General features: G+C 57.9%; 26 protein-coding genes and 1 tRNA gene. 10 read left to right on the top strand and 17 right to left on the bottom strand.

Annotated features, from left to right (window positions below; genetic code table 11):
* Positions 1-31 precede the first annotated feature (31 nt).
* The 4 genes from ACR0ER_RS19345 (at position 32) to ACR0ER_RS19330 (ending at position 4,606) form a co-directional block, all read left to right on the top strand.
* The gene (locus ACR0ER_RS19345; RefSeq protein WP_170334065.1) at positions 32-1,048 is read left to right on the top strand and encodes an amino acid ABC transporter substrate-binding protein; all 1,017 of its coding nucleotides are present in this window, start codon (positions 32-34) and stop codon (positions 1,046-1,048) included.
* A gap of 128 nt (positions 1,049-1,176) precedes the next feature.
* Entirely contained in the window at positions 1,177-2,445 is a 1,269-nt protein-coding gene (locus tag ACR0ER_RS19340; RefSeq protein WP_480770348.1) for an amino acid ABC transporter permease, read from the top strand.
* 1 nt (position 2,446) lies between these two features.
* Positions 2,447-3,802: an amino acid ABC transporter permease gene (locus ACR0ER_RS19335; protein ID WP_480770347.1), complete on the top strand. Its 1,356-nt coding sequence runs from the start codon at positions 2,447-2,449 to the stop codon at positions 3,800-3,802.
* A 12-nt stretch (positions 3,803-3,814) separates the two neighbouring features.
* The gene (locus ACR0ER_RS19330) at positions 3,815-4,606 is read left to right on the top strand and encodes an amino acid ABC transporter ATP-binding protein (RefSeq protein ID WP_302477163.1); all 792 of its coding nucleotides are present in this window, start codon (positions 3,815-3,817) and stop codon (positions 4,604-4,606) included.
* A 45-nt stretch (positions 4,607-4,651) separates the two neighbouring features.
* Here ACR0ER_RS19330 and ACR0ER_RS19325 read toward each other — a convergent pair whose 3' ends face one another.
* From ACR0ER_RS19325 to rpmH, 14 genes are all read right to left on the bottom strand, one after another.
* Positions 4,652-5,149 carry a SixA phosphatase family protein gene (locus ACR0ER_RS19325; RefSeq protein ID WP_480770346.1) on the bottom strand — a complete coding sequence of 166 codons (498 nt, stop codon included), beginning with the start codon at positions 5,147-5,149 and terminating at the stop codon, positions 4,652-4,654.
* Positions 5,146-5,832 (bottom strand): ferredoxin, encoded by a 687-nt coding sequence (locus ACR0ER_RS19320; protein WP_480770345.1) that lies wholly within the window; start codon positions 5,830-5,832, stop codon positions 5,146-5,148. Before ACR0ER_RS19320 ends, ACR0ER_RS19325 begins: the two co-directional genes overlap by 4 nt.
* 19 nt (positions 5,833-5,851) lie before the next feature.
* Entirely contained in the window at positions 5,852-6,715 is an 864-nt protein-coding gene (gene argB, locus ACR0ER_RS19315; protein WP_480770344.1) for an acetylglutamate kinase, read from the bottom strand.
* 104 nt (positions 6,716-6,819) lie between these two features.
* Positions 6,820-8,223, bottom strand: coding sequence for a PepSY-associated TM helix domain-containing protein (locus ACR0ER_RS19310; protein ID WP_480770343.1), 1,404 nt, complete (start codon positions 8,221-8,223; stop codon positions 6,820-6,822).
* Between the two features lie 66 nt (positions 8,224-8,289).
* Positions 8,290-8,658: a DUF2946 family protein gene (locus tag ACR0ER_RS19305; protein ID WP_480770342.1), complete on the bottom strand. Its 369-nt coding sequence runs from the start codon at positions 8,656-8,658 to the stop codon at positions 8,290-8,292.
* The gene (gene yihA, locus ACR0ER_RS19300; RefSeq protein WP_480770341.1) at positions 8,655-9,308 is read right to left on the bottom strand and encodes a ribosome biogenesis GTP-binding protein YihA/YsxC; all 654 of its coding nucleotides are present in this window, start codon (positions 9,306-9,308) and stop codon (positions 8,655-8,657) included. The genes ACR0ER_RS19305 and yihA overlap by 4 nt, the downstream gene beginning before the upstream one ends.
* Positions 9,305-10,042 carry an MOSC domain-containing protein gene (locus tag ACR0ER_RS19295; protein ID WP_480770340.1) on the bottom strand — a complete coding sequence of 246 codons (738 nt, stop codon included), beginning with the start codon at positions 10,040-10,042 and terminating at the stop codon, positions 9,305-9,307. Before ACR0ER_RS19295 ends, yihA begins: the two co-directional genes overlap by 4 nt.
* A complete protein-coding gene (gene yidC, locus ACR0ER_RS19290; protein ID WP_480770339.1) occupies positions 10,039-11,841 on the bottom strand; it encodes a membrane protein insertase YidC in 1,803 nt (600 codons plus the stop codon). The genes ACR0ER_RS19295 and yidC overlap by 4 nt, the downstream gene beginning before the upstream one ends.
* Before the next feature lie 123 nt (positions 11,842-11,964).
* Positions 11,965-13,509, bottom strand: coding sequence for a putative bifunctional diguanylate cyclase/phosphodiesterase (locus tag ACR0ER_RS19285; RefSeq protein WP_480770338.1), 1,545 nt, complete (start codon positions 13,507-13,509; stop codon positions 11,965-11,967).
* 72 nt (positions 13,510-13,581) lie between these two features.
* Positions 13,582-14,475 carry a tRNA 2-thiocytidine(32) synthetase TtcA gene (gene ttcA, locus ACR0ER_RS19280; RefSeq protein ID WP_480770337.1) on the bottom strand — a complete coding sequence of 298 codons (894 nt, stop codon included), beginning with the start codon at positions 14,473-14,475 and terminating at the stop codon, positions 13,582-13,584.
* A 44-nt stretch (positions 14,476-14,519) separates the two neighbouring features.
* Positions 14,520-16,136 (bottom strand): acyl-CoA dehydrogenase family protein, encoded by a 1,617-nt coding sequence (locus ACR0ER_RS19275; RefSeq protein ID WP_480770336.1) that lies wholly within the window; start codon positions 16,134-16,136, stop codon positions 14,520-14,522.
* 67 nt (positions 16,137-16,203) lie between these two features.
* Positions 16,204-16,446 carry a membrane protein insertion efficiency factor YidD gene (gene yidD / locus ACR0ER_RS19270; protein ID WP_170334037.1) on the bottom strand — a complete coding sequence of 81 codons (243 nt, stop codon included), beginning with the start codon at positions 16,444-16,446 and terminating at the stop codon, positions 16,204-16,206.
* Positions 16,443-16,868, bottom strand: a complete 426-nt coding sequence (rnpA, locus tag ACR0ER_RS19265) for a ribonuclease P protein component (protein ID WP_480770335.1) — start codon at positions 16,866-16,868, stop codon at positions 16,443-16,445. Before rnpA ends, yidD begins: the two co-directional genes overlap by 4 nt.
* 25 nt (positions 16,869-16,893) lie before the next feature.
* Complete coding sequence (gene rpmH, locus ACR0ER_RS19260; RefSeq protein ID WP_005980833.1) at positions 16,894-17,028, bottom strand: 50S ribosomal protein L34; 135 nt, start codon at positions 17,026-17,028, stop codon at positions 16,894-16,896.
* A gap of 297 nt (positions 17,029-17,325) precedes the next feature.
* On the opposite strand from rpmH, the gene ACR0ER_RS19255 reads away from it, so the two are divergent.
* From ACR0ER_RS19255 to ACR0ER_RS19240, 4 genes are all read left to right on the top strand, one after another.
* Positions 17,326-18,057 (top strand): TVP38/TMEM64 family protein, encoded by a 732-nt coding sequence (locus ACR0ER_RS19255; protein WP_480770334.1) that lies wholly within the window; start codon positions 17,326-17,328, stop codon positions 18,055-18,057.
* Between the two features lie 4 nt (positions 18,058-18,061).
* Positions 18,062-19,480 (top strand): dihydrolipoyl dehydrogenase family protein, encoded by a 1,419-nt coding sequence (locus ACR0ER_RS19250; protein WP_480770333.1) that lies wholly within the window; start codon positions 18,062-18,064, stop codon positions 19,478-19,480.
* An 18-nt stretch (positions 19,481-19,498) separates the two neighbouring features.
* Positions 19,499-20,881, top strand: coding sequence for an ATP-binding protein (locus ACR0ER_RS19245; protein ID WP_480770332.1), 1,383 nt, complete (start codon positions 19,499-19,501; stop codon positions 20,879-20,881).
* Between the two features lie 64 nt (positions 20,882-20,945).
* A tRNA-Arg gene (locus ACR0ER_RS19240) sits at positions 20,946-21,022 on the top strand.
* A gap of 99 nt (positions 21,023-21,121) precedes the next feature.
* Here the strand turns inward: ACR0ER_RS19240 and ACR0ER_RS19235 are convergent.
* From ACR0ER_RS19235 to gntH, 3 genes are all read right to left on the bottom strand, one after another.
* The gene (locus ACR0ER_RS19235; RefSeq protein WP_480770331.1) at positions 21,122-22,021 is read right to left on the bottom strand and encodes a tyrosine-type recombinase/integrase; all 900 of its coding nucleotides are present in this window, start codon (positions 22,019-22,021) and stop codon (positions 21,122-21,124) included.
* A 115-nt stretch (positions 22,022-22,136) separates the two neighbouring features.
* Positions 22,137-22,988: a hypothetical protein gene (locus ACR0ER_RS19230; protein WP_480770330.1), complete on the bottom strand. Its 852-nt coding sequence runs from the start codon at positions 22,986-22,988 to the stop codon at positions 22,137-22,139.
* A 95-nt stretch (positions 22,989-23,083) separates the two neighbouring features.
* Complete coding sequence (gene gntH / locus ACR0ER_RS19225) at positions 23,084-24,415, bottom strand: guanitoxin biosynthesis MBL fold metallo-hydrolase GntH (protein WP_480770329.1); 1,332 nt, start codon at positions 24,413-24,415, stop codon at positions 23,084-23,086.
* A 115-nt stretch (positions 24,416-24,530) separates the two neighbouring features.
* Between gntH and ACR0ER_RS19220 the strand changes: the two genes are divergently transcribed.
* Together ACR0ER_RS19220 and ACR0ER_RS19215 are read left to right on the top strand one after the other, a co-directional pair.
* On the top strand, positions 24,531-25,106 hold the full coding sequence (locus tag ACR0ER_RS19220) for a TetR/AcrR family transcriptional regulator (protein ID WP_480770328.1): 576 nt from the start codon (positions 24,531-24,533) through the stop codon (positions 25,104-25,106).
* A gap of 451 nt (positions 25,107-25,557) precedes the next feature.
* On the top strand, positions 25,558-26,175 hold the full coding sequence (locus tag ACR0ER_RS19215; protein ID WP_480770327.1) for a GNAT family N-acetyltransferase: 618 nt from the start codon (positions 25,558-25,560) through the stop codon (positions 26,173-26,175).
* The last annotated feature ends 68 nt before the right edge of the window (positions 26,176-26,243 follow it).

The raw sequence follows: 26,243 nt of genomic DNA, 5'->3' as shown, positions 1-26,243 counted from the left end.
GAACGGGGCGGACAATCAGGAAGAGGTAAAAATGAAAAAATCCGTATTCTTGGGCGTGGCAACAATCGCCGGCCTGGCTGCTGGTGTAGCGGCAGCGGGGACTGCCGATGATGTTAAGGCACGCGGCAAGCTGAACTGCGGCGTGGCGACCGGTGTTCCCGGTTTTGCCAGCCCGGATGCCAACGGTGAGTGGCAGGGCTTCGACGTGGCTGTGTGCCGCGCAGTAGCAGCCGCCGTTCTGGACGATCCGTCCGCCGTCGAATTCATCCCGACCACCGGGAAAACCCGTTTCACCGCGCTGGCTTCGGGCGAGATCGACATGCTGGCCCGTAACACCACCTGGACCTTCAGCCGCGACGTCGATCTGAAGTTCGAATTCGTGGGCATCAACTACTATGACGGCCAAGGCTTCATGGTTCCCAAGGCTCTGGGTGTCAGCTCGGCCAAGGAACTGGACGGCGCAACCGTTTGCATCCAGACCGGCACCACGACCGAGCTTAACCTGGCGGATTTCTTCCGCATCAACAACATGAGCTACGAGCCGGTTCCGATCGAAACCAACGCTGAAGCGCAACAGCAGTATCTGGCTGGTGCCTGTGACGTCTATACCACCGACGCATCGGGCCTGGCTGCAACCCGCGCCACCTTTGAAAACGCGGGTGATCACGTGATCCTGCCTGAAATCATCTCGAAAGAGCCGCTGGGCCCGCTGGTCCGTCATGGCGATCACGAGTGGGGCGATGTGGTCCGTTGGACCCTGAACGCGCTGATCGCAGCAGAAGAGCTGGGCGTGACCTCGGCCAACATCGACGAGATGGCTGCTGGCACCGACAATCCCGAAGTGAACCGTCTGCTGGGCAGCGAAGGCACCTTGGGTGAGATGCTGGGTCTGGACGCGAATTGGGCGCAGCGCGCGATCAAAGTCGGCGGCAACTATGGCGAAGTGTTTGCCAAGAACATCGGTGAGGAAACCCCGATCGGTCTGGCACGCGGCCTGAACGCACAATGGACCGATGGCGGTCTGATGTACGCACCGCCGTTCCGTTAAAATCCACGGAAAAGGGCGCGGGGCAACCTGCGCCCTTTTTCAATCAATAAGAAACACGCCCGGAACGTTCTGAGCAGAGATCAACTCTGCCAATGAAAAACCGGGATGCACGGGGAAATACATAGGTCATGACGACACTCACTGACCCGCCGAAGGAGCACTTCCGGCTGTCCATGCTCCTTTACGATACGCGGTATCGATCTGCGACCATTCAGGTTATTGCATTGATCGGTTTCATGCTTCTGGCAGCCTGGATCATTAACAACACAATTCAGAACCTCGAAACGCTGGGCAGAACTGTCGGGTTCGACTTTTTTGCTGAACCGGCAAGCTATGACATTAACCAACGTCTGCTGGAATACGACTCGCGCGATACCCATCTGCGTGCGGCGTTCATAGGCCTGCTAAACACGCTGGTTGTTGCAGTTCTGGGCTGTATTACGGCAACAATCATCGGTGTCATGGTTGGTGTTCTGCGTCTGTCGAATAACTGGCTGATCGCGCGGATCATGACGGTTTATGTCGAAATGTTCCGCAACGTTCCGGTCCTGCTTTGGATCGTGTTCGCTATGGCGATCCTGATTGAAAGCCTGCCTGCGCCGCGCGCATTCCGGGGTGAAAATCCAGAAGCCACGATGGATCTATTCGGCACTGTTGCTGTGACCAACCGCGGGGTCTACATCCCCGAGTTTCTGTTCTCGCGCAGCCTGGGCGACATCCACCTGTTCGGGACATCAAGCCTGCGTTTTGACGTCTCGTTGGACCTGATCGCGTTCCTGATCGTGCTTGGTGGCAGCATCTTTGCCATGCGCAAAGTGTCGGCCTGGGCCAATGCCACGCAGGAAAAGACCGGTGATCGTCCGAAGATCTGGCACATCCAACTCGGCCTGCTAATCGTCCCTTCCGCCATCCTGCTGACCGCGCTGGGCTTTCACCTGGGCTATCCCGAATTGAAGGGCTTTAACTTCACCGGCGGCACCCATCTGCGGAATTCGCTGATTGCCCTGTGGCTGGCCCTGTCGCTGTACACGGCGGCGTTCATCGCCGAGATCGTACGCGCCGGTATTCTGGCCATCTCGAAGGGCCAGACCGAGGCCGCATCTGCACTGGGTCTGCGCCCGGGCCGGACCATGCGCCTTGTGATCCTGCCGCAGGCGCTGCGTGTGATCATACCGCCGATGATCTCGAACTATCTGAACCTGACCAAGAACTCGTCACTGGCGATTGCGGTTGGGTATATGGATATCACCGGCACCCTTGGCGGCATCACCATGAACCAGACCGGTCGTGAGCTGGAATGCGTTCTGCTACTGATGCTGGTTTATCTTACCATCTCGCTGAGCATTTCGGCGGTGATGAACTGGTATAACAACCGTGTCAAACTGGTGGAGCGGTAATATGAGTGATGTTTCATTTGTCCGCACGGAAATGTTGCCGGAAAAGGCCCCACCCGCATCCGAGGTGGGGGCGCTGGGCTGGATCAGGCATAACCTGTTCTCAAGCTGGCTGAACGCCATCCTGACCATCATCTCGCTGTTCTTCATCTACTATGTGCTCTCCAACATCCTGAGTTGGACGTTCGAATCTGTTTGGAACGCCAATTCCCTGTCGGAATGCCGTGAGATCATGATGGCGACATGGGGCGATACTCATGGTCATGCCTGCTGGGGCGTTATCAAAGACCGGTGGTTGCAATTGCTGTACGGTTTTTATCCGCCTTATCCGGCGCATCCGGACGCAACGTGGTCTAACCCGCCCGAATCCGGCGGCTGGCCTGCCTATTTTCGGCCGAACCTGACCTTCATCCTGTTGATTGTCGCGATTGCACCGGTGTTGTTCACCAACGTACCGCGCAAACTGCTTTTCGTGACTGCGGCTTACCCGTTCCTGCTGCCTTGGCTGATGTGGGGCGGTAGCATCTGGGGACCGTTGATGGTCGCCGCGGGATTTGCAATTGGATATCTCGCCTACAAGGTTGTGCTACCGATGGCAGGGTCTCTGACAGCCCTCATCCTTGCAGCCGTGCTGCCCATTCTCTGGTGGTTGTTTGCAGCTGGCGCCGTTGCCGGAGCAATCAACTCGGTGATTCCAATTGGTATTGCCACGGTTGAAAGCCGCGACTTCGGTGGTTTCATGCTGGCGATCCTGTTGGGGGTTGTGGCCATCGGTGTCTCGCTACCCATCGGTATCTTGCTGGCGCTGGGCCGTCAGTCCGATCTGCTGATCGTCAAATATCTCTGCGTTGGCTTTATCGAGTTCATTCGGGGCGTGCCGCTGATCACTCTGCTGTTCGTGGCCTCGCTGCTGTTGAACCTGTTCCTGCCGCCGGGGACCAATTTTGACATCATCCTTCGAGTGATGATCATGATGACCCTTTTCTCGGCCGCCTATATGGCCGAGGTGATAAGGGGTGGTCTGGCGGCTCTACCGCGCGGTCAGTACGAAGGGGCCGACAGTCTTGGCCTGAACTACTGGCAGGCGCAGCGGCTGATCATCATGCCGCAGGCTCTGAAAATCTCGATCCCGGGCATCGTGAGCACCTTTATCGGCATTTTCAAGGATACCACCTTGGTCTCGATCATCGGTCTGTTCGACGTGATCGGCCTGACCAACGGCATCCGCGCCGATACCGCCTGGAACGGCGTCTACTGGGAACTGTTTGCCTTTATCGGCGTTCTGTTCTTCGTCGTCTGCTTCTCCATGTCCCGTTATTCCATGTATCTGGAGCGCAAGCTTCAGACTGGCCACCGTTAAGGAGTTCAACTCATGTCTGAACTTGCAATTGAACGCGAAATCGACCGCTCGAAGATGCAGGTGAGCGACGAGGTCGCCATCGAAATCACCAACATGAACAAGTGGTACGGGTCCTTCCACGTGTTGCGCGACATCAATCTGACCGTCAATCAAGGCGAGCGGATCGTGATCGCGGGGCCGTCGGGATCGGGCAAGTCCACCCTGATCCGCTGCCTGAACGCGCTGGAGGAACACCAGCAAGGCACGATCATCGTGGACGGGACCGAGCTGTCGAATGACCTGAAAAACATCGACAAGATCCGGTCCGAGGTTGGCATGGTGTTCCAGCACTTCAACCTGTTCCCGCACCTGACCATTCTGGAGAACTGCACGCTGGCCCCGATCTGGGTGCGCAAGACGCCCAAGAAAGAGGCGGAAGAACGCGCGATGCATTTCCTGGAAAAGGTGAAAATCCCCGAGCAGGCCGATAAGTACCCCGGCCAGCTTTCGGGTGGTCAGCAGCAGCGTGTGGCGATTGCCCGCTCGCTCTGCATGATGCCGCGGATCATGTTGTTCGATGAACCGACATCAGCGCTGGACCCCGAGATGATCAAAGAGGTGCTCGACACCATGATCGAACTGGCCGAGGAAGGCATGACCATGTTGTGCGTCACGCACGAGATGGGCTTTGCCCGTCAGGTCGCCAACCGCGTGATCTTTATGGATGCCGGTCAGATCGTGGAACAGAACGAACCGGAAGAGTTCTTCAACAATCCGCAGAGCGAGCGGACCAAGCTGTTCCTCAGCCAGATTCTGGGGCACTAAGCCTCACGAAACGATTGAAAAGGCGGGGTTTTGCCCCGCCTTTTTTCATTCCAGAAGATCGCGCGGAATGGTGAACCCCTGCACGGTGCCGCTATGCCACTGAACATGTGCCCAGTCGTCGATGTCGAAGCGGATCACGGTCGTGGCGCAGGTCGGGTAGTCGTAGAACCGTGCGTGCTCGGGGGCTTGCCGGACAATGCGGGTGGCAAAGGCGGCTATGCCGGGGTTATGGCCCAGCATCAGCACCGTGGGCTCGGTGGCGCCTGACAGCTCGATCAGAATGTCCTCGGGCGCCGCATGATAGAGCGTGCGGTGGAAACAGACCTTGTCGGCCCGTAACCCCATCCGATCCCATGTCTCGCGGGTGCGGGTTGAGGTCGAACTCAGCACCTCATCCGGTAGCCAGCCGTTTTGACATAGCCACCCGGCGATGGCCGGGGCCGATTTGCGCCCGCGCTTGTTCAGCGGGCGGTCGTGATCGCTGAGGCCCAGGTCACTCCAACTGGATTTCGCATGGCGGGTCAGGATCAAGGTACGGGTCATGATGGGTGAAACGCTCTCATGTGGTGGGCGGATTGTTTGGGGTCGCGCCCTGCACCAGCGCTGAGCGGGCAGGATAGTCGCGCAAGGCAGCCGCCGGTCATGCAGGTTTGCCCCTCTGCAGTGGACAGATGACCGTGGCAGGCGTCGACATCATAGAAGCTTTGGCTGTTCAACGCACCCACCGGGCAGGTTACGGTGCAGGGGGCAGGGCAGTCTGTGCAGGGCGACGTATCGCTGCCTTCAGGGATATCGAATTCCCGTCCGAAATGCAGTGCCCCGCGGTATGAGATCATCATACCCACGGTATCATGTACTAAAGCGCCCACCGGGCTGCTGAAGGTGCGACCGGATTTCAGCGCCCAGTCGATGAATGGTGCATAGGGTGGTCCGCCAAACGGAAAATGTGCCTGTGCACCCAGATCTTGTGCCATCTGTCCTATGACGCGGCTGGACCAGCGGTCCACCGGGTCCCGGCCATTCCATTCCGGAGAAGCCTTCAGGACGGGCCAGAAAGCTGAACCTGCGCCCAAAAGCACCAGAGTTCCCCCATCCAGCCCCTTGGCGCCACTGTCTCGTGGATGCGTCGCGCCCATGACGATCAGGCCCGCTTGATACGCAGCGCGCATGACCCAGCCGTAGCTGATTGCTGCCGCGTAAGAGGAGGGTGGGGGATGTCCGGTCATCTCTCCTCCGCGGTTTGCGTCAATCGGGGCGGATCAGTGAGCCTGCACCGTGCTCGGTAAACAGTTCCAGCAAGACGGCATTAGGCGCGCGACCGTCCAGAATGACCACCGCGCGCACGCCGCTGTGCAGCGCGTCCAGCGCGGTTTCGGTCTTGGGGATCATCCCACCTGCAATCGTGCCGTCCATCGTCATTTCGCGGATCTGACCCGCTTTCAATTCGGTCACTACCTCTCCGGCAGCGTTCTTGACGCCCGACACATCGGTCAGCAGCAGCAGCCGATCGGCCTTGAGCGCGGATGCGATGGCCCCGGCGGCCGTATCGCCATTGATGTTGAAGGTTTCACCGTTCTTGCCCGCACCCAAAGGCGCGATCACGGGGATCACATCATGCGAGAACAAGTCATGCAGAATCTTCGGGTTCATCTTGGACGGAGAGCCAACAAACCCCAGCGCAGGATCGGCCTGATCGCAGACCATCAGGTTCGCATCCTTACCCGACAGGCCCACGGCTGATCCGCCCTGTCCGTTGATTGCCTGCACGATACGCTTGTTCACGAGGCCGGACAGAACCATCTCGACCACTTCGACGGTGGCTTTGTCGGTTACGCGCTTGCCGTTCACAAACTCGGACTGGATATCCAGTTGATCCAGCATCGCGTTGATCATCGGACCGCCGCCATGCACGATCACCGGATTCACGCCGACCTGTCGCATCAGCACGACGTCGCGGGCAAAGCTTTCCATCGCTTCGTCGCTGCCCATGGCATGGCCACCCAGCTTGATGACGACAATCGCCCCGTCATAACGCTGTAGGTACGGTAAAGCGCTGTTCAAAGTGGCGGCGGTGGCGATCCAGTCCCGGTTCATATCTCGTGTCTTCATGGCTGATTGTCCCTCTGGCCTTCCGTGTTAGGGCCTTTCAGGGGTGGTGCCAAGGCCGGAATGGTCGGATTGGGCCGCACCAGCGCGGTGCGGCCCCGGCTTAATCAACTCATGGCGCGTTTCATCGCCGGGATGTTGCTTACCAGCAGCAGGTCAATCGACAGCACCGCCAGCAGGGTCAGACCGACCAGAGGGAAGGCCATCGCGGTGAACAGACCGATCAGCACAGCCCCTTTCCACAGCGGCAGTTCCGCAGGCATCGGCGGTGCGGCCAGACGCCCTGCGCGCTGCGGCCGCCGCTTGACCCACATCACTACGCCGGAGACGCAGACGAAGATGACCGACAGGCAGAACACCAGGTTCAGGATAAAGTTCCACGTGCCCATCAGGCCCATGTGAAAAGGAATGCCGACGGCCATGGATTTACCCATCAGCGAGTAATCCTGATACCGCACATCCGCCAGAATCCTGCCGGTGTACTGGTCCACATGAACGGTCCGGTCATTCACCGGATCGGTCGAGTCGCTGCTCATGCTGTCCCGGTTCAGAGTCCAGACACCATCCTCACCGTCGGGATAGGCCACGCGGAAGCGCCCGGTCATGTCCAGCGTGGTTCCCAACGCCACCAGCGCGTCGATGTCCACCGGTGTCCCCTGCGGAACGGCGTCGATCCCGGCTTCGGACCCCGAGGCGGGCATCGGCGTTTGCTCCAGCGCCCACGGCACGTCATTCTGGTGGCCTTGGTTCATGCTGGCATGAGTGTCGTCTGACAGGGGCACGTTGTCCCATTTCTCGGCGGGGAAACTGCTCCACGGCTGGACGAACATGCCGCCCCAGACGCCGGCCCAGGACAGGCCCGAGATCAGGAAGACCACCAGCAGCCCTGACATCCAGAACCCGACCACCGCGTGCAGAGATTTCCACAGCGCCCGGCCCCGTGCCCGCAGGTTCGGCACAATAGCCGAGAGGATATTGCCGCGCGGCCACCACATATAGAGGCCGGTAAAAACCAGCAGCAGGCTCAGCCCGGCGGCGATCTCAAGGATGCGGTCTCCGGTCGTGCCGATCAGCAGGGTCGAGTGGATGTTGTCGGCCAGATCGTACCAACCCGCGCGGCGATCCCAGACCTGAAGAACCTCTCCGGCATAGGGATCGACGGCCACAAGGCGCTGGCCCTCTTCGGTCTTGATGCGGAAGACGGTGGCCAGATCGGCGGCTTTCGGGCCGATCCATTCGACGACGGTGCCGGGGATTTCGGAAAGCGCGACCTCGGCCTGTTGTGACACGGGCAGGGCGGAGCCTTGAACCTCAACGGCGATTTTCTCGCCGTCCCGACCGTCGAACTGAGTGATGAACATCATCATCAGGCCGGTGATGGCCAGAATGATCAGGAAGGGGATCACGAAAATCCCCGCATAGAAATGCCATCGCCAGGCGGCGAAATAAAACTTTTGCGCAGCGGTATTTTGCGCCGGGGTGTCCCCCAGGGTTTGGCTGTCCAATGCCATAGTTTTCTCCGGATTCGAAAATTGAGCTGCGCTGTAACTGCGCAGGTTTACAAGTTTTGTGGTGAATCAGGAGAAGACAGGCGGTGCCCTTGCGTCGTACCGTGAATGGAACCCGGCACTTCGGTGGGTGAAATCTCGGTGTGACCAACGGGGCTGGATCGAGGCACCAAAGGGCAAGATGGCTCCGACTGCAGGCAGGTCAACATTGGCGGTCAGACCTGCAAAAGGGCACATGATGCGCTGGTCGCCTTCGTCATGGATGGGGTCTTCCGCATCCAGATCAACCCATTGTTCAACCGTGCCCTCGCCGGTGCACAGCACCAACAGCACCTTGCCATCGGTGTCCTTCGCTGGCATCCAGCCCTGCGGAATCGTTCCGGTCAGCACTACCGCCAATGTGGTCAACACGGCGAAGAGGCGGACCGGCAGGCTCATTCCAGATGTGCGATAATTGAGCGTAGCGTGGGGATACCGTCGCCTTTTTCAGACGAGGTTAGCACGATTTCGGGGAAGGCCGCCGGGTGTTTGGACAACGCGCCCCGCACCTGTTCCAGTACCTTTTCCCGATCCTTCGCCTTGACCTTGTCAGCCTTAGTCATCACGCACTGAAAGGTCACGGCGCTGGTATCCAGTAGCTTCATGATCTCAGAATCGACAGACTTTACCCCATGGCGCGAGTCGATCAGGACAAAGGCCCGGCGCAGAGTTTGACGGCCGCTCAGGTATTGTTTGAGCAGACGTTGCCACTTTTCCACAACCTTCACCGGCGCGTTGGCATAGCCATAGCCGGGCAGGTCGACCAGGTACAGTTCCGGGCCTTGTGTGAAAAAGTTGATTTCCTGCGTGCGGCCCGGCGTGTTCGACGCACGCGCCAGCCCCTTGGTGCCGGTCAGCGCGTTAATCAGGCTGGATTTGCCCACATTCGAGCGACCGGCGAAACAGACCTCCAAACGATCAGGTGCGGGCAGGCCGTTCATGGCGACCACACCTTTGACGAATTCGGATTCGCCAGCGAACAGCTTGCGACCGCGTTCCGACGCGAATTCGTCCGGGTCTTCAGCCAGAGGGAATGGGAGGGTGCTCATAGCAGATCTACCTTGTCGCCAACCGAGATTGCGCCGCCTTTTAGAACCTCGGCATAGACACCAAAATCCTGATGGCCCCAGGTATCCAGCGCGCCCAAAGTATCGGCATCACGCACACCGGTTTCAGGGTTGGCCGTTGTCGCCAGACAGCGGGTGATGCGTTCACGGACGCGGAACACCGCCTCGCCGATCTGAACCTCGCGGCCTAGCCACTCGAATTCTTCCCACAGCGGCATTCCATCGAACCAGATATTGCCGCGCCAGCGGTGGATCGACAGGTCCTGGCCCAGCTTTTGCCCAACCGCGCGGTGAGACGCCATGTTGCACAGGCTGATCGAGGGAAAATCGCTGTCGGTCATGCCGCGCCCCGGAACCCGGATGATCCGCGCCGATGCGGCCCGGTTCGCGGGCATCAGTGGTTTGACCCAGTCCAGAAACGCCTGCTGTTCGTTATCCGGTGCAAAGGTCAAATCAGGACGATCCGGATGGGATAAGGTCAGGATTTCACCATTGGACAGGGCTGAGATTGCCATCAACTGCGGCGCTTTCGCCCCGCGGCTGAAATTGGCGCAAGAGACCCATTCCGAGCCGTCCGCCTTGGAAGCCTCATGCGCGACCGCCCAAATGCGATCCCCGGGCAGGGTCTGCCCGGGGTTCACGGTTACGGTTTCGACGGCTTCACGACCATGGCTTTTGATCGGGTGCCGCCAAAGCTGGGTGACTTCAGCCGTCATTTATCATCCGTTTTCGGCGTACGCTTGAAGCCGGACTTGATATTGCCGAACACATCCGGCGTGTAGCCCTGGCTGCGCATGATTAGGTACTGCTGGGTGAACGTGATCGTGTTGTTCGCGATCCAGTAGACCACCAGCCCGCTGGCAAAACCACCCAGCATGAACATGAAGACCCATGGCATCCAGGCAAAGATCATCTGTTGCGTCGGATCGGTTGGTGCCGGGTTCAGTTTCTGTTGCAGCCACATCGAGATACCCAGCAGCAGCGGCAGGATACCGATGAAGATCAGCGCCATGAAGCTTTCGGGGGCCGGGGCCGCCCAAGGCAGCAAGCCAAAGAAGTTGAAGATCGAAGTCGGATCCGGCGCGCTCAGATCCTGGAACGGGCCAAACCACGGGGCCTGGCGCAGTTCGATCGTGACGAAGATCACCTTATACAGCGAGAAGAAGATCGGAATCTGCATCAGGATCGGCAAACAACCCGCGGCGGGGTTCACCTTTTCCTTCTTGTACAGTTCCATCATGCCTTGCTGCATCTTTTGACGGTCGTCGCCAGCGGCCTCTTTCAGGGCCTCCATCTGCGGCTGCAGTTCCTTCATCTTCGCCATCGAGACGTAGGATTTGAACGCCAGCGGGAACAGGATCGCCTTGATGATCAGCGTCAGGCCGATGATGGACCAGCCCATATTGCCAATCAGCGCGTTGATGTTGTGCAGCAGCCAGAAGATCGGCTTGGTCAGGAAGAAGAACCAGCCCCAATCGATGCTGTCGATGAATTTCTGCACACCTTCTGCCTGATACTCGCGGATGGCTTCCCATTCCTTGGCCCCCGCAAACAGTCGTGTCGTCACTTGCGCGGTTTCGCCGGCAGCGACGGTGAGAGTCGGTGTCTTGATGTCAGCCTGATATACTTTGTTCCGGGCGTTGAACCCAGCCGAAGAGGTGAACTGAGAACCCTGTTCAGGGATGAGCGTTGTCATCCAGTAGTGATCCGTGAAGCCGATCCATCCATCATTCATGTTTTCGAATGTTTCGGTCTCATCCTGGAGATCGCCATAGTCGACTTCCGTAAGGGTGCCGTCAGCCATGCTGATCAGGCCTTCATGCAGGATGAAGAAGTTCTTCAGGTCGGGAATATCGCCGTCTTCACCGATACCGTGGCGGGCCAGAATACCGTAGGGCGCCATGGCCACACTGCCGTCGGACGCGTTCTCAACCGATTGGGTGACGGTGAACATATAGTTTTCGTCCACCGAGATCATACGGCGGAAGGTCAGCCCCTTGCCGTTGTCCCATTTCAGGGTGATCGGCGTATCAACGCCTAGCGTTTCGCCCTCTTCAACGGTCCAAGGCGTATTTGGTCCTGGAACGTCGTCGCCTCCAACGCCAGCACCTGGTGCCCAGCCATACAGGGCGTAATAGGCAGATTCAGATCCCACCGGCGACAGCAGATCAACGATCGGTGCGCCTTCGTCGATCGAAACTTTGTAGTCCTTCAGGAGCAATTCATCAATTCGGCCACCCGACAGCGACAGGCTACCCTTCAGACGCGGTGTGTCGATCTCGACCCGCGGAGCCTCGTCCTCGGGCAGAGCTTCTTCGGCGACAGCCGCTGCGTCCCCTGTGGACCCGGTGCCGGTGGCGCTGGGTGTCTGAACCTCATTGCCCTCGACGGCGGTGATCTCGGCTTGATCTGGCGTTGGCGCCTGCTCCGGCGGGGGGAACAGCACGAACCAAACAAGGATCACGACAAAGCTGAGCGCGGTTGCAAGGATGAGATTCTTGTTCTGATCGTCCATCGGGGACAGCCACCTTAAGCAGTGAAACACACCCGGTGGGTTCAACAGAGTGCGGGCCCAAAGGTCAAGCGGAATCGCCTGTCAATTTGTCATGGATCGCGTTTCTTTGGCGTAAATTTGCGATTACGGGCCGGTCTTGCGCCTGATCTTTGGCATTCCGTTGACCTTGTTCTGATGCGCGGAAATCCAGTCCAGCGTGTTTTCAAAGGGCATGGGCTTGGCAATGCCAAAGCCCTGAACATGGTCACATCCCAATTGCGCCATCAGGGCGTGTTCGCCCTTGGTCTCGACTCCTTCGGCCAGCGTTTCCACATTCAGCCTTTCGGCCATAGTCAGGATGGCGCTGACCAGTTGCTGCTGGCTGGCGTCACGGTCCGCCTTGGCGACAAAAGACCGGTCGATTTTGATCCGCGAGACATTGAAGCGTTTGATCGAGGCAATTGAGGCATGTCCAGTGCCAAAATCATCGAGATCAATGCAACACCCGAGTTCAGCCATGCTGGTCACGTTACGGGTGATTACATCATCGGGCCGACGCGAAAACACGGTTTCCAGAATCTCGACCGCAAGTCGGTCGGGCGTCAGGTCATTCTGGTCCAACTCCCACTTCAATCGATCGATCAACGCCGGATCGCGCAACTCATCGGACGAGAAGTTCACACCGACCCGTGGCACCACTACTCCGGCAAGATCCCAATTGCGCATGGCCGCAAATGCGTGGTGCCGCATTGCCTGACCGAGTTTCTCCATCAGTTCGGCCTGCTCGGCGAAGGGCAGGAATACCTGTGGGCTTAGCACGCCTTTCTTGGGGTGCTCCCAGCGAGCAAGGGCCTCGAACCCGGTCACCTGCCCTGTATCGGTAGAAATCTGAGGCTGATACCACGGACGGATTTCGCCGGTGTCCAACGCGGCTTCGAAATCTTTGCGCAGATTGGCCCGAATGTGCGAACGGCGTCGCGTTTCGCTGGAAAAAGCGCGTATCGTCGACGGCCCGTTCCGTTGCGCTTCGCCCAAGGCAGCTGAGGCCGTGTCGATCCAATCCTCAAACTGGCAATCCGGCGTGCTGGACAGCAGGCTAAACCCGATTGAGCAGGACACGTACACCCCCGTACCATTGAGAGTGAAAGGCTCCTCTACGACCGCCTGAATGCGCCCGGCCATTTGAATACAGGCCTCAAGGTCCAATTGGTGCGATGGTTGTAGGCCAATGGCGATCTTGTTCTGGTCCAGCCGGGTCACGACGCCCTGTGAGCGGATTACCGAAAAAACGCGACGGCTGAATTGTTTCGCAAGATGGTCGGCTGCGGCGTTTCCGTGCAGGTCCAGAAAACCCGAATAGTCATCCAGCGCGACGAGGATGCAGGCCGAATCTGTACCACCTGCACTGACAGTTTTGCAAATTCCCGCCAGTTCGGCGGCGAAGGCATCGATGGTCAGCATGCCGCCGGGCGGGTTGCGCCGTTTGCGCTGCCGGTCCGTCCGGGCACCAAATGCGGCGATGCCCAGAACAACAAGTGGCAGGCAAAGGGCCACGACCACCAGCGCGCGCTCCCCGCCAATCCAGAACGCTGCCAGACTGATTGCCGGAACAAACGCCAAAGCAGCAGGACCGCTTAGAATGGAAGCCAGGTCATTGAGAGTGCGTTCGAGGGTGATATGTTTCCACATCGGTTTTCCGGGCCTCTACGTTTGGGCATTTCACGTATTGGGCCACCCTAAAAAAACAACCTGAGTCAGACGTTAACGTAACTGTGGAATATCGCTCGAATTTTCACCTTTTTTGCCGGGGCTCAGCGCGAGACCCTGGAAATCGAACAGTTTCGGGTCCAGCAGATGCGACGGTCGCGCGTTGGTCAGGGCCCGGAACATCACTTGACGCCGACCGGGGCTGTTCTTTTCCCATTGGTCCAGAATCTGTTTCACCTGCTGGCGTTGCAACCCGTCCTGACTGCCGCACAGGTCGCAGGGGATGATGGGATAGTTCATCGCGTTGGCGAATTTCTCGCAATCGGCCTCGGCCACATGGGTCAGCGGGCGGAAGACGAACAGGTCGCCTTCCTCATTCACCAGTTTTGGCGGCATCGTCGCCAGACGCCCGCCATGAAACAGGTTCATGAAAAAGGTCTCGAGGATATCGTCCCGGTGATGGCCCAGCACTACTGCGGAACAACCTTCCTCGCGTGCGATGCGGTACAGATTGCCCCGGCGCAGGCGGGAACACAGGGCGCAATAGGTACGGCCCTGCGGAACCTTGTCCATCACGACGGAATAGGTGTCCTGATACTCGATCCGGTGGGGCACGCCCATGCGTTCTAGGAATTCGGGCAGGACGGTGGCAGGAAAGCCCGGTTGCCCCTGATCCAGATTGCAGGCCAGCAGGTCGACCGGCAGCAGTCCGCGCCATTTCAGTTCATAGAGAACGGCCAGTAGGGTATAGCTGTCCTTGCCGCCGGACAGGCAGACCAGCCAGCGGGGCGGTTTACCGTCCTTGTCATGCGCCGACGGGTCCACCATCCCGTATTGCTCGATGGCTTCGCGGGTCTGGCGCACAATGCGTTTGCGCAGCTTCTTGAACTCGGTGGCCGAGGGCGCGCCGGCAAAGAGCGGGTGGATATCGTCAGCTTCGTCAAACATGCGCAGCCCCTACAGCAGTTGACGCAACCGGGCAAGAGGACGGGTCAGCCAAGGCGGGCCAGCAGCACATCTGCGTCCAGCCCGGCCACCGATCCGGGGATGCGTCCGCTGTCGCCTGAGAGGCGTGTGGCGATGAAACCATCCGCAACCGCAGCGGGCGCGTGACGCAGCAGTAGTGAGGCGGTGAGCAGCAGTGCCGTGCGTTCGGAGAACCAGCGTGCTTCGGCCTCGGTGGGCACGTCCGGCCAGCGGTCGCGATGCGCCCTCAACGCCGCATCATAGGCGCGATCTGCGCCGGTTGCGGCGTCCAGCTCGGCTTGCAGCACGTCTGCGGCCAGCGGTTCTCGGGTAAGGGTGCGCAGGATATCGAGGCAGATTACGTTGCCCGACCCCTCCCAGATGCCGTTCAGAGGGGCTTCGCGGTAAAGCAGAGGCAGGGGGGTGTCCTCGGCATAGCCTATGCCGCCCAGTACCTCCATCGCATCGGCCACGACTACGGGACAGCGCTTGTTGTTCAGGAATTTGGCCAGGGCAACGCTGACCCGGGCAAAGGCATTGTCCTCGGCGGTCTGGCCGTCGAACGCCTGTGCCACGCGCATCCCCAGCGTCAGGGCACCTTCCCAGTCCAGCACCAGATCAGCCAGAACCGTTCGCATCAGCGGCTGGTTGATCAACCGGCGCTGAAAGGCGCTGCGATGGGTGACCCAGTGATTGGCCTCAGACAAAGCGGCGCGCATCAGGCCCGCCGGGGCCATGGCCGTGTCCAGCCGCGTGTGGTGCACCATTTCGATGATCGTAGGTACGCCTTCGCCCTCGTCGCCCAGTTGAAAGGCTAGCGCATCGTGGTATTCGATCTCGGCCGTGGCATTGGACCGATTGCCCAGTTTGTCCTTCAGCCGCAATAGGTGGATGGCGTTGCGTTCACCCTGCAGCCAACGGGGGACAAGGAAACAGGTCAGCCCGCCCGGAGCCTGCGCCAGCGTCAGGAACCCATCCGACATCGGGGCCGAGCAGAACCACTTATGCCCGCGCAACCGCCAGTGATCGCCGTCTTGGGTGGCTGTGGTGGTGTTGGTGCGCAGGTCCGAGCCGCCCTGCTTCTCGGTCATTGCCATGCCGAGTGTGGCGCTGGTTTTCTCGGCGACCGGCCGTGTCGTCGGATCGTATACCCGTGCCGTCAGTTTTGGTTGCCAGATGGCGGCGATGTCCGCATTGACGGCCAGTACCGGATAGGCCGCGTAGGTCATGGTCAGCGGGCAGCAATGGCCCGGCTCTATCTGGCTGGCCATATAGATCATTGCGACATGGGTCGTGTGGCCACCCGGCTGCCCGTCCCAAGGCAGCGCTGCGTACCCGGCGGATTGGCTGATCTGCATCGTTTGGTGGTAAGCGGGGTGAAAACGCACCTCGTCCAGACGCCTGCCACCCGAGTCGAACAGCCTCAATTCAGGCGGGTGTCGGTTCGCGTCGCGCCCCAATTCGCGGGTTTCAGCGCGTCCTAGATGCGCGCCATATGCCTCCAGAGGCGCGGAGCGCCCTGTGGCGAAACCAACCGCACTGCGCAGCACCGGGTCCGATGTCCAAAGGTTGCAATCCCCGCGCGCGGGCGGTTGATTCAGGACCTCATGCGTTGGCAGCGTTTGGCGCGCATCTGATGTCATCTGGACCTCGGGCTTTGCGTGCCCAAGTGTTCAGCGCAGAATGTGATGGGTCAAGTCTGACCGGGGGTCACAAAGAATCGTCGCACTTGCACTTGGGCACCGGATCGTAACCGTCGCCGCCCCACGGGTGACAGCGCCCGATCCGCCGGGCTGCCAGCCATGCCCCTTTGACGGCGCCGTGTTTTTCCAACGCTTCCAGCGCATAGGCCGAGCACGTGGGCTGATAGCGGCAGTTGAACCCGACCCAGGGGCTGAAGATCAGCCGATAGGCCCGGACGGGAAGGGCAAGGATATGCGCCAGCAGGGTCATTTCCGTGGCCCGTGCACTTTGCGCAAGGCATAGCGCAAATCGTCCAGCAGGGCGTCAAAGGGGCGAGACGCGGTGACGTCAGCGCGGCCGATCAGAACATAGTCCCAACCAACTTGTCCGCTGACTGGCAAAACGGCACGCGCGGCCTCGCGCAACCGGCGTTTGGCACGGTTGCGGGCCACGGCGTTGCCGACTTTCTTGGAACAGGTAAAGCCAACGCGAATCCCGAGAGCTTCGTCTGGTGCGCGTTTGCGGGCCTGCACCATCATTGACGCGGTGCCCTGCCGGCGTGCGCGCGCGGCTTTCAGGAAATCGGACCGTTTCTTGAGCACGATCAGATTTTCAGGCGCGCAAACGGACGCCGCCGGGGGCTTGACCCTCGGCTGGTTGCTACCATCCTCAGGGGCCTCCGGCGGCGTCATGTTCATAACCTGATCGGTGAGCGGTTTACGCGCTCAGCGACTTGCGGCCACGTGCGCGGCGCGCGTTCAGGATTTTGCGGCCGGCCTTGGTGGCCATGCGCGCGCGGAAACCGTGGCGGCGTTTGCGAACCAGGTTCGAAGGCTGATAGGTGCGTTTCATCGCTCCGTCTCCAATCAATAGCGGTGGGGTGCGGCGCGGATTCGCCTGGCCCTAGTGTTCGAAGCCCGTCCTCTACTGGGAAGCGGGGGGTAAGTCAAACCCCTAGGTGGGGGTTTTATACCCTTTTGCAACAATTCTGTAACCGCAGCCGGCAAAAGGTTTCAAAATCGCGGTTTTGACGCCCCAAACCCTTACATTCCCTGCCGTAAACATCAAGGCCGCGTGAAGTCCCTGTTGCTCGGGCCAAAGGCGGCGCATGTTGGGTACAGAATGAAACGAACGAAACCGGACAGCCTTATGAGCGATACAACTCAGGCGCCGCGCAATGGGCTTGCGCGCCATATTCCTTTGCTGGTGATTCTCGCCGTGGCGGCGGTGGGCTTCTTTACGCTTGGCGATTACCTGACCTTCGAGACGCTGCGCGACAACCGCGAGGCGCTTCTGGCGTGGCGGGATGCCAATTACTGGTCCATGGCGGCGGCTTTTGTGGCGATATATATCGTCATCGTCGCCTTTTCGCTGCCGGGTGCCGCCGTGGCCTCGATGACCGGAGGGTTTTTGTTCGGCCTCTTTGCGGGCACCGTCTTTAACGTCGTTGCCGCAACTATCGGCGCTTCGGCCATCTTTCTGGCTGCGCGCTGGGGGTTGGGCGAATCCCTGACGGTGCGATTGGAATCCTCGGAGGGCACGATCAAAAAGCTCAAGGATGGGTTGCGCGAGAATGAAATCTCGGTGCTGTTCCTGCTGCGCCTTGTGCCGGTCGTGCCGTTCTTTGTGGCCAATTTGGTGCCTGCGCTTGTCGGCGTGAAGTTCCGCAACTTTCTGATCACCACGGCGCTGGGCATCATTCCGGGCGGCATCGTCTATACGTGGATCGGCGTCGGGCTGGGCGGCGTGTTCGACCGGGGCGAGACGCCTGACGTGTCGTTGCTGTGGGAACCGTTTGTCATCGGTCCGATCATCGGCTTGTGCGTGCTGGCGGCTCTGCCAATAGTGATCAAAGCCCTGCGTGGCCGAAAGGACGCCTGATCTCATGCAAGAGTTGAAAACCGATATCCTGGTGATCGGGGCCGGGTCGGGCGGTTTGTCCGTGGCCGCCGGGGCCAGCCAGATGGGCGCCGATGTGATCCTGCTGGAAGGCCACAAGATGGGCGGTGATTGCCTGAACTTTGGCTGTGTGCCCTCCAAAGCGCTGATCGCAAGCGGCAAGGCTGCTTATGGGCAGGCGCATTCCGCCGCGCTGGGCGTGGCCGATGTGGTGCCGCAAGTGGATTATGCCGCCGCCAAGGATCATGTGCATGACGTGATCGCCCAGATCGAGCCGATGGACAGTCAGGACCGGTTCGAGGGCTTCGGCGTTGAGGTGATCCGCGAATATGGTCACTTTGTCTCTCCGACCCAGGTGCAGGCAGGCGACCATCTGATCACAGCGCGGCGGGTGGTGATTGCAACAGGATCGTCGCCCTTGGTGCCGCCGATTCCGGGGCTGGATGAAGTGCCCTACTATACGAACGAGACGATCTTTGATTTGCGCGACAAGCCCGAACATCTGCTGATCATCGGCGGTGGTCCCATCGGCATGGAAATGGCGCAGGCCCATATCCGGTTGGGTTGCGAGGTGACGGTGATCGAAGGCCTGCAGGCGCTGGGCAAAGATGATCCCGAAGCGGCTGAGATTGTGCTGGATACGCTGCGCACCGAGGGAGTGGCGATCCACGAACAGGCCATGGTTGCCCAAGTTCGCAACAACAAAGGCCTCGTCGAGGTCGTGACCGAGGATGGCGACATCTATACCGGTTCGCACCTGTTGCTGGCGGCTGGGCGCAAGGCCAAAACCGACCGCCTGAACCTAAAGGACGCCGGTATCGAACCAACCCGCACCGGGATCAAAGTGGACGAGTCGCTGCGCACCACGAACCGCAGGGTCTATGCTATCGGCGACGTTGCGGGCGGGATGCAGTTTACCCATGTGGCCGGATATCACGCCGGGATCATCATCCGGTCCGCTCTGTTCGGCCTGCCGTCCAAGGCGAAAACGGCGCATATCCCCTGGGCCACCTATACCGACCCTGAACTGGCGCAGGTCGGCCTGACCGAAGCGCAGGCGCGCGACCAGCACGGCGACAAGCTCGATATCGCGCGCTTTGACTACCACCACAACGACCGCGCCATATCGGAACGCAAGACGAAAGGCTTCATTAAGGTCATGGTCGTAAAAGGCCGACCTGTGGGCGCTACAATCGTGGGTCATCAGGCGGGCGAATTGATCAACTTGTGGTCGCTGGCCTTGGCCAATAACCTGAAGATGGGGCAGATTGCTGCGATGGTTTCGCCCTATCCGACGATCGGAGAGCTTAACAAACGGGTGGCGGGTGCCTATTTCTCGCCAAGGCTGTTTGAGAATCAAATGGTTAAACGCGTGGTCCGGCTCGTCCAGCGCTGGATGCCCTAACCGGGAAGGGAGAGCAGATTGAACTCGCTGTCGGGCCGATTTCTGATCCTGACGACGGTCTTCGTGATGTTGGCCGAGGTTCTGATCTTTGTTCCCTCGATTGCGCGGTTTCGCGAAGATTTCCTGCTGAACCGGCTGGAACGCGCCCAGATCGCGTCGCTGGCTTTGCTGGCCGATGATATGCTGGCCGAAGACCTTGAGGCCGAACTGCTGGCCAATGCTGGCGTCTATAACGTGGTGCTGCGGCGGGATGAGGTGCGGCAGTTGATGCTGTCCTCTCCGATTCCCGAGCCGATCACCAAAACGTACGATTTGCGCGATGCGGGGCCATGGATATTGATCCGAGATGCCGTGGCGCGCCTGTTTACGCCGGAAAACGAGGTCATTCGCGTGATCGGTGAACCGGTCAAGGGCGCGGGGCTGCTGATTGAGGTCACTACAGACAGCGAACCCTTGCGCATGGCGATGACCGACTATGGCCTGCGCATTCTGGGCCTGTCTTTTGTCATCTCGATCATCACCGCTTTTTTCCTGTTTCTTGCCGTGCGGGTAGTTCTGGTGAAGCCCATCAAGGGCGTCGTAGGCTATATGCAGCGCTATGCAGGCGCCCCCGAGGACGCGCGGGGAATCATCTCTCCCAATTCAAAGGTGACCGAACTGCGCGAGGCGGAAGAAGCTCTACAGCAGCTGCAGACCGAATTGACGCAGGCCCTGAAACAACGCGAACGTCTGGCGCAGCTGGGCGGAGCGGTCGCCAAGGTCAGCCACGATCTGCGCAACATCCTGACCTCGGCGCAGCTGTTCACCGACCGGATCGAGGCCAGCGACGACCCGCTGGTGCGACGCATGGCGCCAAAGCTGGTGAACTCGATCACCCGGGCCGTGTCCCTGTGCGAAAGCACGCTGGCCTTCGGTCGTGCTGAAGAACCTGCTCCGACTCTGACCATGGTGTCCCTGCGCGACGTGGCCGAAGACGTGGTGGCCAGCGAAAGGCTGGCCGTTGCTGACGCCTGCGTCGAGATCGTCAACGAAGTTCCCAAGGATTTGATCGCCCGCGCGGACCCCGAGCAGATGTTCCGCGTCATGATGAACCTTGTCCGCAACGCGCGTCAGGCGCTGGTGGCTTCGGGTAAACCGGGTAGAATCACGATCTCTGGCTGTGAACACGAAGACGACTGGTGCGTTGAAATCAGGGATAACGGCCCCGGCCTGCCTCCCAAAGCACGTGAAAACCTGTTTACGCCATTTCAGGGCGGGGTACGCAAAGGAGGCTCTGGCCTCGGGCTTGCGATCTCGCAAGAACTGGCGCGCGGACATGGTGGAGACCTTGTTCTTGCCGAGACCGGGCCGCAGGGAACAACCTTTGAAATCCGCCTGCCGCGGGGTGGCCTGACTTTTTGAATTTTTTTTGAAGAATCGACTTGCACGTCTCCAGAGGTAGGTCTACATAGCGCCTCACCAACGCGGACCGATAGCTCAGCTGGATAGAGTACTTGACTACGAATCAAGGGGTCGGGGGTTCGAATCCTCCTCGGTCCGCCATTGGTATCCAATAAAATCAGAGACTTATGTGGTGCTTTGGGTGCCATTGGTTGTATAGTAACTCCATACTGTTCCCGATAGTGTGCCATGTCTTTTTGATCAGGCGACTTTACGTGCGTTGAGCATTTGCCGTGCTTTATCAGCTACTTCCTTCTTGGCGAACTTGGCGTACTTCTGAGTCTGGACAATGGTTGCATGACCCAGAAGGTGAGAGACTTCTTCCAGCCTCATGCCGTTGTTCAGCATCCGCGTAGCATAGGTGTCCCGGCAGGAGTGGATCGTTGCCTTGCCTTGGGTGGCCAAAACTCGGGGGCTTGAAGGACAGCATTCAGTGATAGCTCGCCTTAGGTTCTTGATGGCCCTGTCCATACTGACGAAAGGCTGGGGTTGGTTTTGCAGCGAGGACAACACCTCAAACAGGCGGTCAGAAATGGGAACAAAGACCTCCTTCTTGGTTTTGAAGTTGTAGTTGTCGATATAGCGCTCCCGCATGTCGATGGCCCCCCAATCGACCAGTGTCGCCTCTCGAAGGCGAACCCCTGTGTCAATCAGGTAAATGAATAGGTCGTGGGCCTTCGACCATGCTGAGGCGTCGGGATATTCGGCCTGTTTGGCAATGCAGTAGTCAATGACCGTTCGTCCTTCTGCTTCTGACAGGGAGCGACATTTGACGAAGCCTTTAGACAACACGAAGGTTATGTCGTGGTTGACCTTGTGCTTCTTCCGGCAGAGGTTCCATGCTCTCTTCATAAACCGAACTTCGATGTTGATGCTGTTCTGGCTAAATCCTTCGTCCAATCGGGCTTGAAGGTGATCTTCCAGATCGTCATCAGAAAGGTCGGACATGAACCTGCCTTGATCCAAAGTCCACAAGCCTTGGAAGCGCTCTCGCAGCCCCAGCAACTTGTTCATGCTGTTCTGATAACTGTCATGGGTTGCCTTGGCCTTGTCTTTTACGCTGTCCACACAATGTTGAAACGCGTCACGAAGCGTGACCACGGGTTACAACACATCGGATGGAAAGCTGACGGCAACGGTCGGATGACCGTATTGAGCCCACAGCGGTCACAAACAGGCAGGTCTCTTTGCTACAATGCGAGATAGGTCATTCGGTTCAATATCGGAAGCGAAGGCCTACACCAAATCCTTCGTCAAAAGACCGGTTGCCACCAATTCCCAGAAGCGCTTCGCCGTAGACTGCAATGCCTTCGTTGATGTTGTATCCAACTTGAACTTCTGCAGAGCTTGACCATGCTTCTTCTTCCCAATCATATGGGACTTTCAAATCTAACTTTGCCCAGTAGTCGGTTGCGAAGGGTTGTAGCGCAATTAACCTAAGCGCCGTCTGGCTGATGTCGGTATCGCCATTGTAGTCAAAAAAATGCTGCACCAAGGGGATAAGTGAAAGACCAGTATCTTGGCTTCCAAAGGCGACTCCGGCGAACGGTCCGAGTTGATCTGAACCTGTCCCAATACCTTGGTCTTCGTTGCCAAACTCGACTATCCAGTCGAGGCCCACCGCTGCGCGATACCCCCAAGTCTCGTTCAGCAAGCCCTCTGTTGGAAAATATATTAGTTTAACGAGCGCCTTTTCCCAGTCGCTGGAAGACACGCCATTTGCTGATACATTGTTGTAGTGAAGCTCGTATTTGATCTTCAAATTGTCGAGCGCCATGAATGCGCCATCAATGAAATAGTCTGTTTTTTCACCGCTATTTCCGTCAGTATGTTGAATTCTGAGATCTGTGTTCCGACCTTTTGAAAGTGGGTTAGAGGCGTTTTCGGCAGCTGCCCCGCCTTGAGAAAGGGCGAAGGCAAAAATGCTGGCGGCACTGGTTTTCCGAAATATAGAACTGTTCTCTTTTCGTCGCTTTGGAACTTCCTTGAGAAATAAGGTCGTTGTAGCCCGAAGAACAGTCGCCCAAATGTTTTTAGTTAGAGTTCGGGTCGAGCCCAAAGCAGTCATTTTCTTAAACCTCTAGCAATGGCGTTCGGGACTTCAAAATGGCAATAGGCGACCCTCAGCGCGCCGCCTATCCAAGAGATGTTTAGTGCAGAGGATTAATTGTCGCTGGGGTATGAGAACTCTTTTCCCAACGCCTCGGACGCTTCCTCGTAAATTGGGCGTAGCACGTCATCCACGTCCCAAGTTCCTTCTGCAATAAATTCAGAATAGTTCATTGCTTCGACCGGAACACCGCTGAGTTCAGACCATGCTGCACGATCTTCGTCCAATTTTGGAGGGATCGCGGGCGATGCCAGTGGAGGTGACCAAGTATGGTGATCAACTATGGCGAGCCGCTCTTTGATGTCGTCTTTCGTGACGTTCCAAACCATGTAGTCTTCTGCAAGGCTCAGTGGTCCTTCGTAGGTGGATCGAATGCGATCATAGACCTCGGCAGTTGTGTCGTGGTCCTTGAAGAAATGATAGGCGACCGCATGGCGGGGCTGGATCGAGCTCATGATCTTGCCAAAAGCCTCTGGCGCAGTGTGAATTTGCGTCCCAACTTGCAACGCGGCTTCAGGAGTAAACCCCAGTTTTTCAACCAAACTTGGCACCGCGATAAAGCACTCATGGATTACCAGGTCGGCATCTCTGGCATACTCGTCAAACCACTTGTTTGGGTAGGTGTCTGAACTGAACACAAACTTTAGGTCATTCCATTCGAGTGCATAGCTCACCGGGCCGTCTATCGAATGAATTGCGGGGAATGAGCGAATGACGACTCCGTTTTCCTCGTAAACAACTTGGTTTTCGACTTTGTAGTCGAACTCGTTGACCTCAAGCTCAATACCTCTGGTGTCAGTTTGGCCGACACGACCTGCAATGTCCCACAAAAGCATACTTTGCATTGATTGCATCGCCGCAGCAGTGCCGAGTTCAGGCGTAGGCCCGCTCGGGCCCCAAATGCGCAACGGTACGTTTCGTCCCATGATCATGCCGCCCACATACAGGTCAATCAGGTCACCGAAATGGTCTGTGTGGAGATGCCCAATGAAAACCTTGTCGAGATAGTTGTATGGAATCTGCATTGATGAGATCCGCTCTGCCGAACCAGAGCCAATATCGAATAGAAACTTATCGCCATTGCCAAGCTCGACCAAGAAACATGCGGCCGCCTGAGCTGCTCGAGTTGTTGGCATACCTGTACCACAAGCCACGACGCGCATTTCATCCGGCGCGAGATCCTCAGTGTTGGGGTAGTAAACGTCGCGGTGTCTATCGCGAACCATAGTAGGCGAGACTTCCGACTCGTCCTTTGTAGCTTCCTGCGCTTGCGCGGTGCCAAATACTCGGGCCTCGTGTGAGCTTTCATAACGGAGGGCGTTCAACACACCAACACCCAACCCGCCAACCAGAACACCAAGCATAATCGCGTATCGCGTTTTCATTTTTCACGTCCTCCCCTACTTCGACACCAGTTTTAGGAGTATCAAGTGCCGCAGAAAAAAAGTAGCATAACTGTACTGTATCGTCTAGATGAGGCCGTACAGCTGAGGCGGAACGATGTCGGAAGAAAAAAGAGTTTCACGTGGTTACTCAAAGAAAGACTGGCTTGAAGCCGCTCTTGAGATGATGGGAGAGGGCAGCCTCGCGGACTTGACAATCGAGAGGTTAGCGAAGCGCTTAAAGGTCGCAAAAAGCGGTTTTTATTGGCACTTTCGCAATCGCCGGGCGCTATTAGACGCGCTGCTTGAGTACTGGGCAGAAGATCTGACCCGTAGCGTAACCGAAAGCGGTGAACTACTGTCGCTGGAACCAAAACAACGATTGATAGAAACGTCTAAGGCAATTGTTAGTTCCGATTTAGCACGGCATGATCTGGCTGTTCGACATGCCGCCGAAAAAGATGAGAAGATCGCGGAAATTGCCCAACGAGTGACTGAGCTGCGTCTCGATTTTGTACGACACATGCTTTCTGAACTTGGGTTCATAGGCGACGATTTGGAGATGCGGGCTATGCTCTTCGTAGGATATCACACTTGGGAATACACAACTTTCCAGTCGATTCCTAAGGAACGTCGAATGGAATTGATCGAAGAGCGGATTGATCTTCTAACGGCCCCAGCGCAAATCAAGTGAGAAGCTAGTAAAATAGTTTCGCCCACTTTATGCCGATTTCATCAACAGTCATTAGCGAGAACGTCCGCTCCGTCCGCATTGCAGTCATTCCGATGGCCGCACGACTCAGACACGCTCAGGCAACCCGAAGTTCTTAGTGACAGCATTTCCACTGCGTCCGCCATATGGGCATAGTCTATTGGCGGAGGCCGGGAAACCTTATTGTGCTGGGCAGTTGGCCAGAGAGAATTCATTTCAGAATGAAGAGGGGGCGGGGGTCTCGGAAAGCTACTTCAAAAAGCGGGGGTTATAAGTGTTGTTGTTGTTGTTTGGAAGTCGGCCACCTCACAACATATCGGATGGAAAGCCGACAGCATTGGTCGGATGACCGCTCTGAGCCCAACACAGTCCTTCATCGTTGCTCGAGCAGGACAATAAATTGCGCATTTGACAACAAGTATTTGCGGCCCACATGCTAAAACCTGAAAATCGAGGTGGAACGACCAAAGGTAATTTCATGTTTAGATCATCAACCCGACGTGAAGCAGAAAGTTTATTAAGCGGACTTGCTCTTGGATTTTCTGCGGACCCGTTCATGCGTTGGCTGTATCCTGAACCTGCCGATTTCCTTACCCACTTCCCGCGAGTAATGGACTTCTTTGGCGGGCGTGCATTTGAACAGGGTAGCGCGTTTCGAAACGATGATTTCACTGCTGGCGCACTTTGGCTTCCGCCAAGCATTCACCCTGACGAAGAACGGCTTGTCGCCTGTTTTGAGCAGACGGTCTCACCAGAAAAGCATGATGCGTTGTTCGAAACCTTCGGGCAGATGGACAATTATCATCCCGATGAGGACTGTTGGCATTTAGCATTTATTGCGGTCGATCCAATTCGCCAAGGAAAAGGATTGGGGTCCGCGTTGCTGGAATGTTGCCTCAAACGTTGTGACGAAGATGGAAGACCCGCTTACTTAGAGTCGACCAACCCTACAAATCTATCGCTGTATAAGCGCTATGGTTTCCAAGAGATGGGCCTAATCAAAGCCGACCAAGCCCCACCCCTGTTTCCGATGTTTCGCGCCGCCCAATAGCGATAGATCAAACGGCTGCATTGTCCGCATAGCTGCCATCAACGACAACTAGTGCTGCAACCGCAGCG

This window comes from Ruegeria sp. CH8, assembly GCF_056536985.1.
The sequence above is the reverse complement of the archived record's forward strand: the minus strand, read 5'-3'. Positions and strand labels throughout refer to the sequence as shown.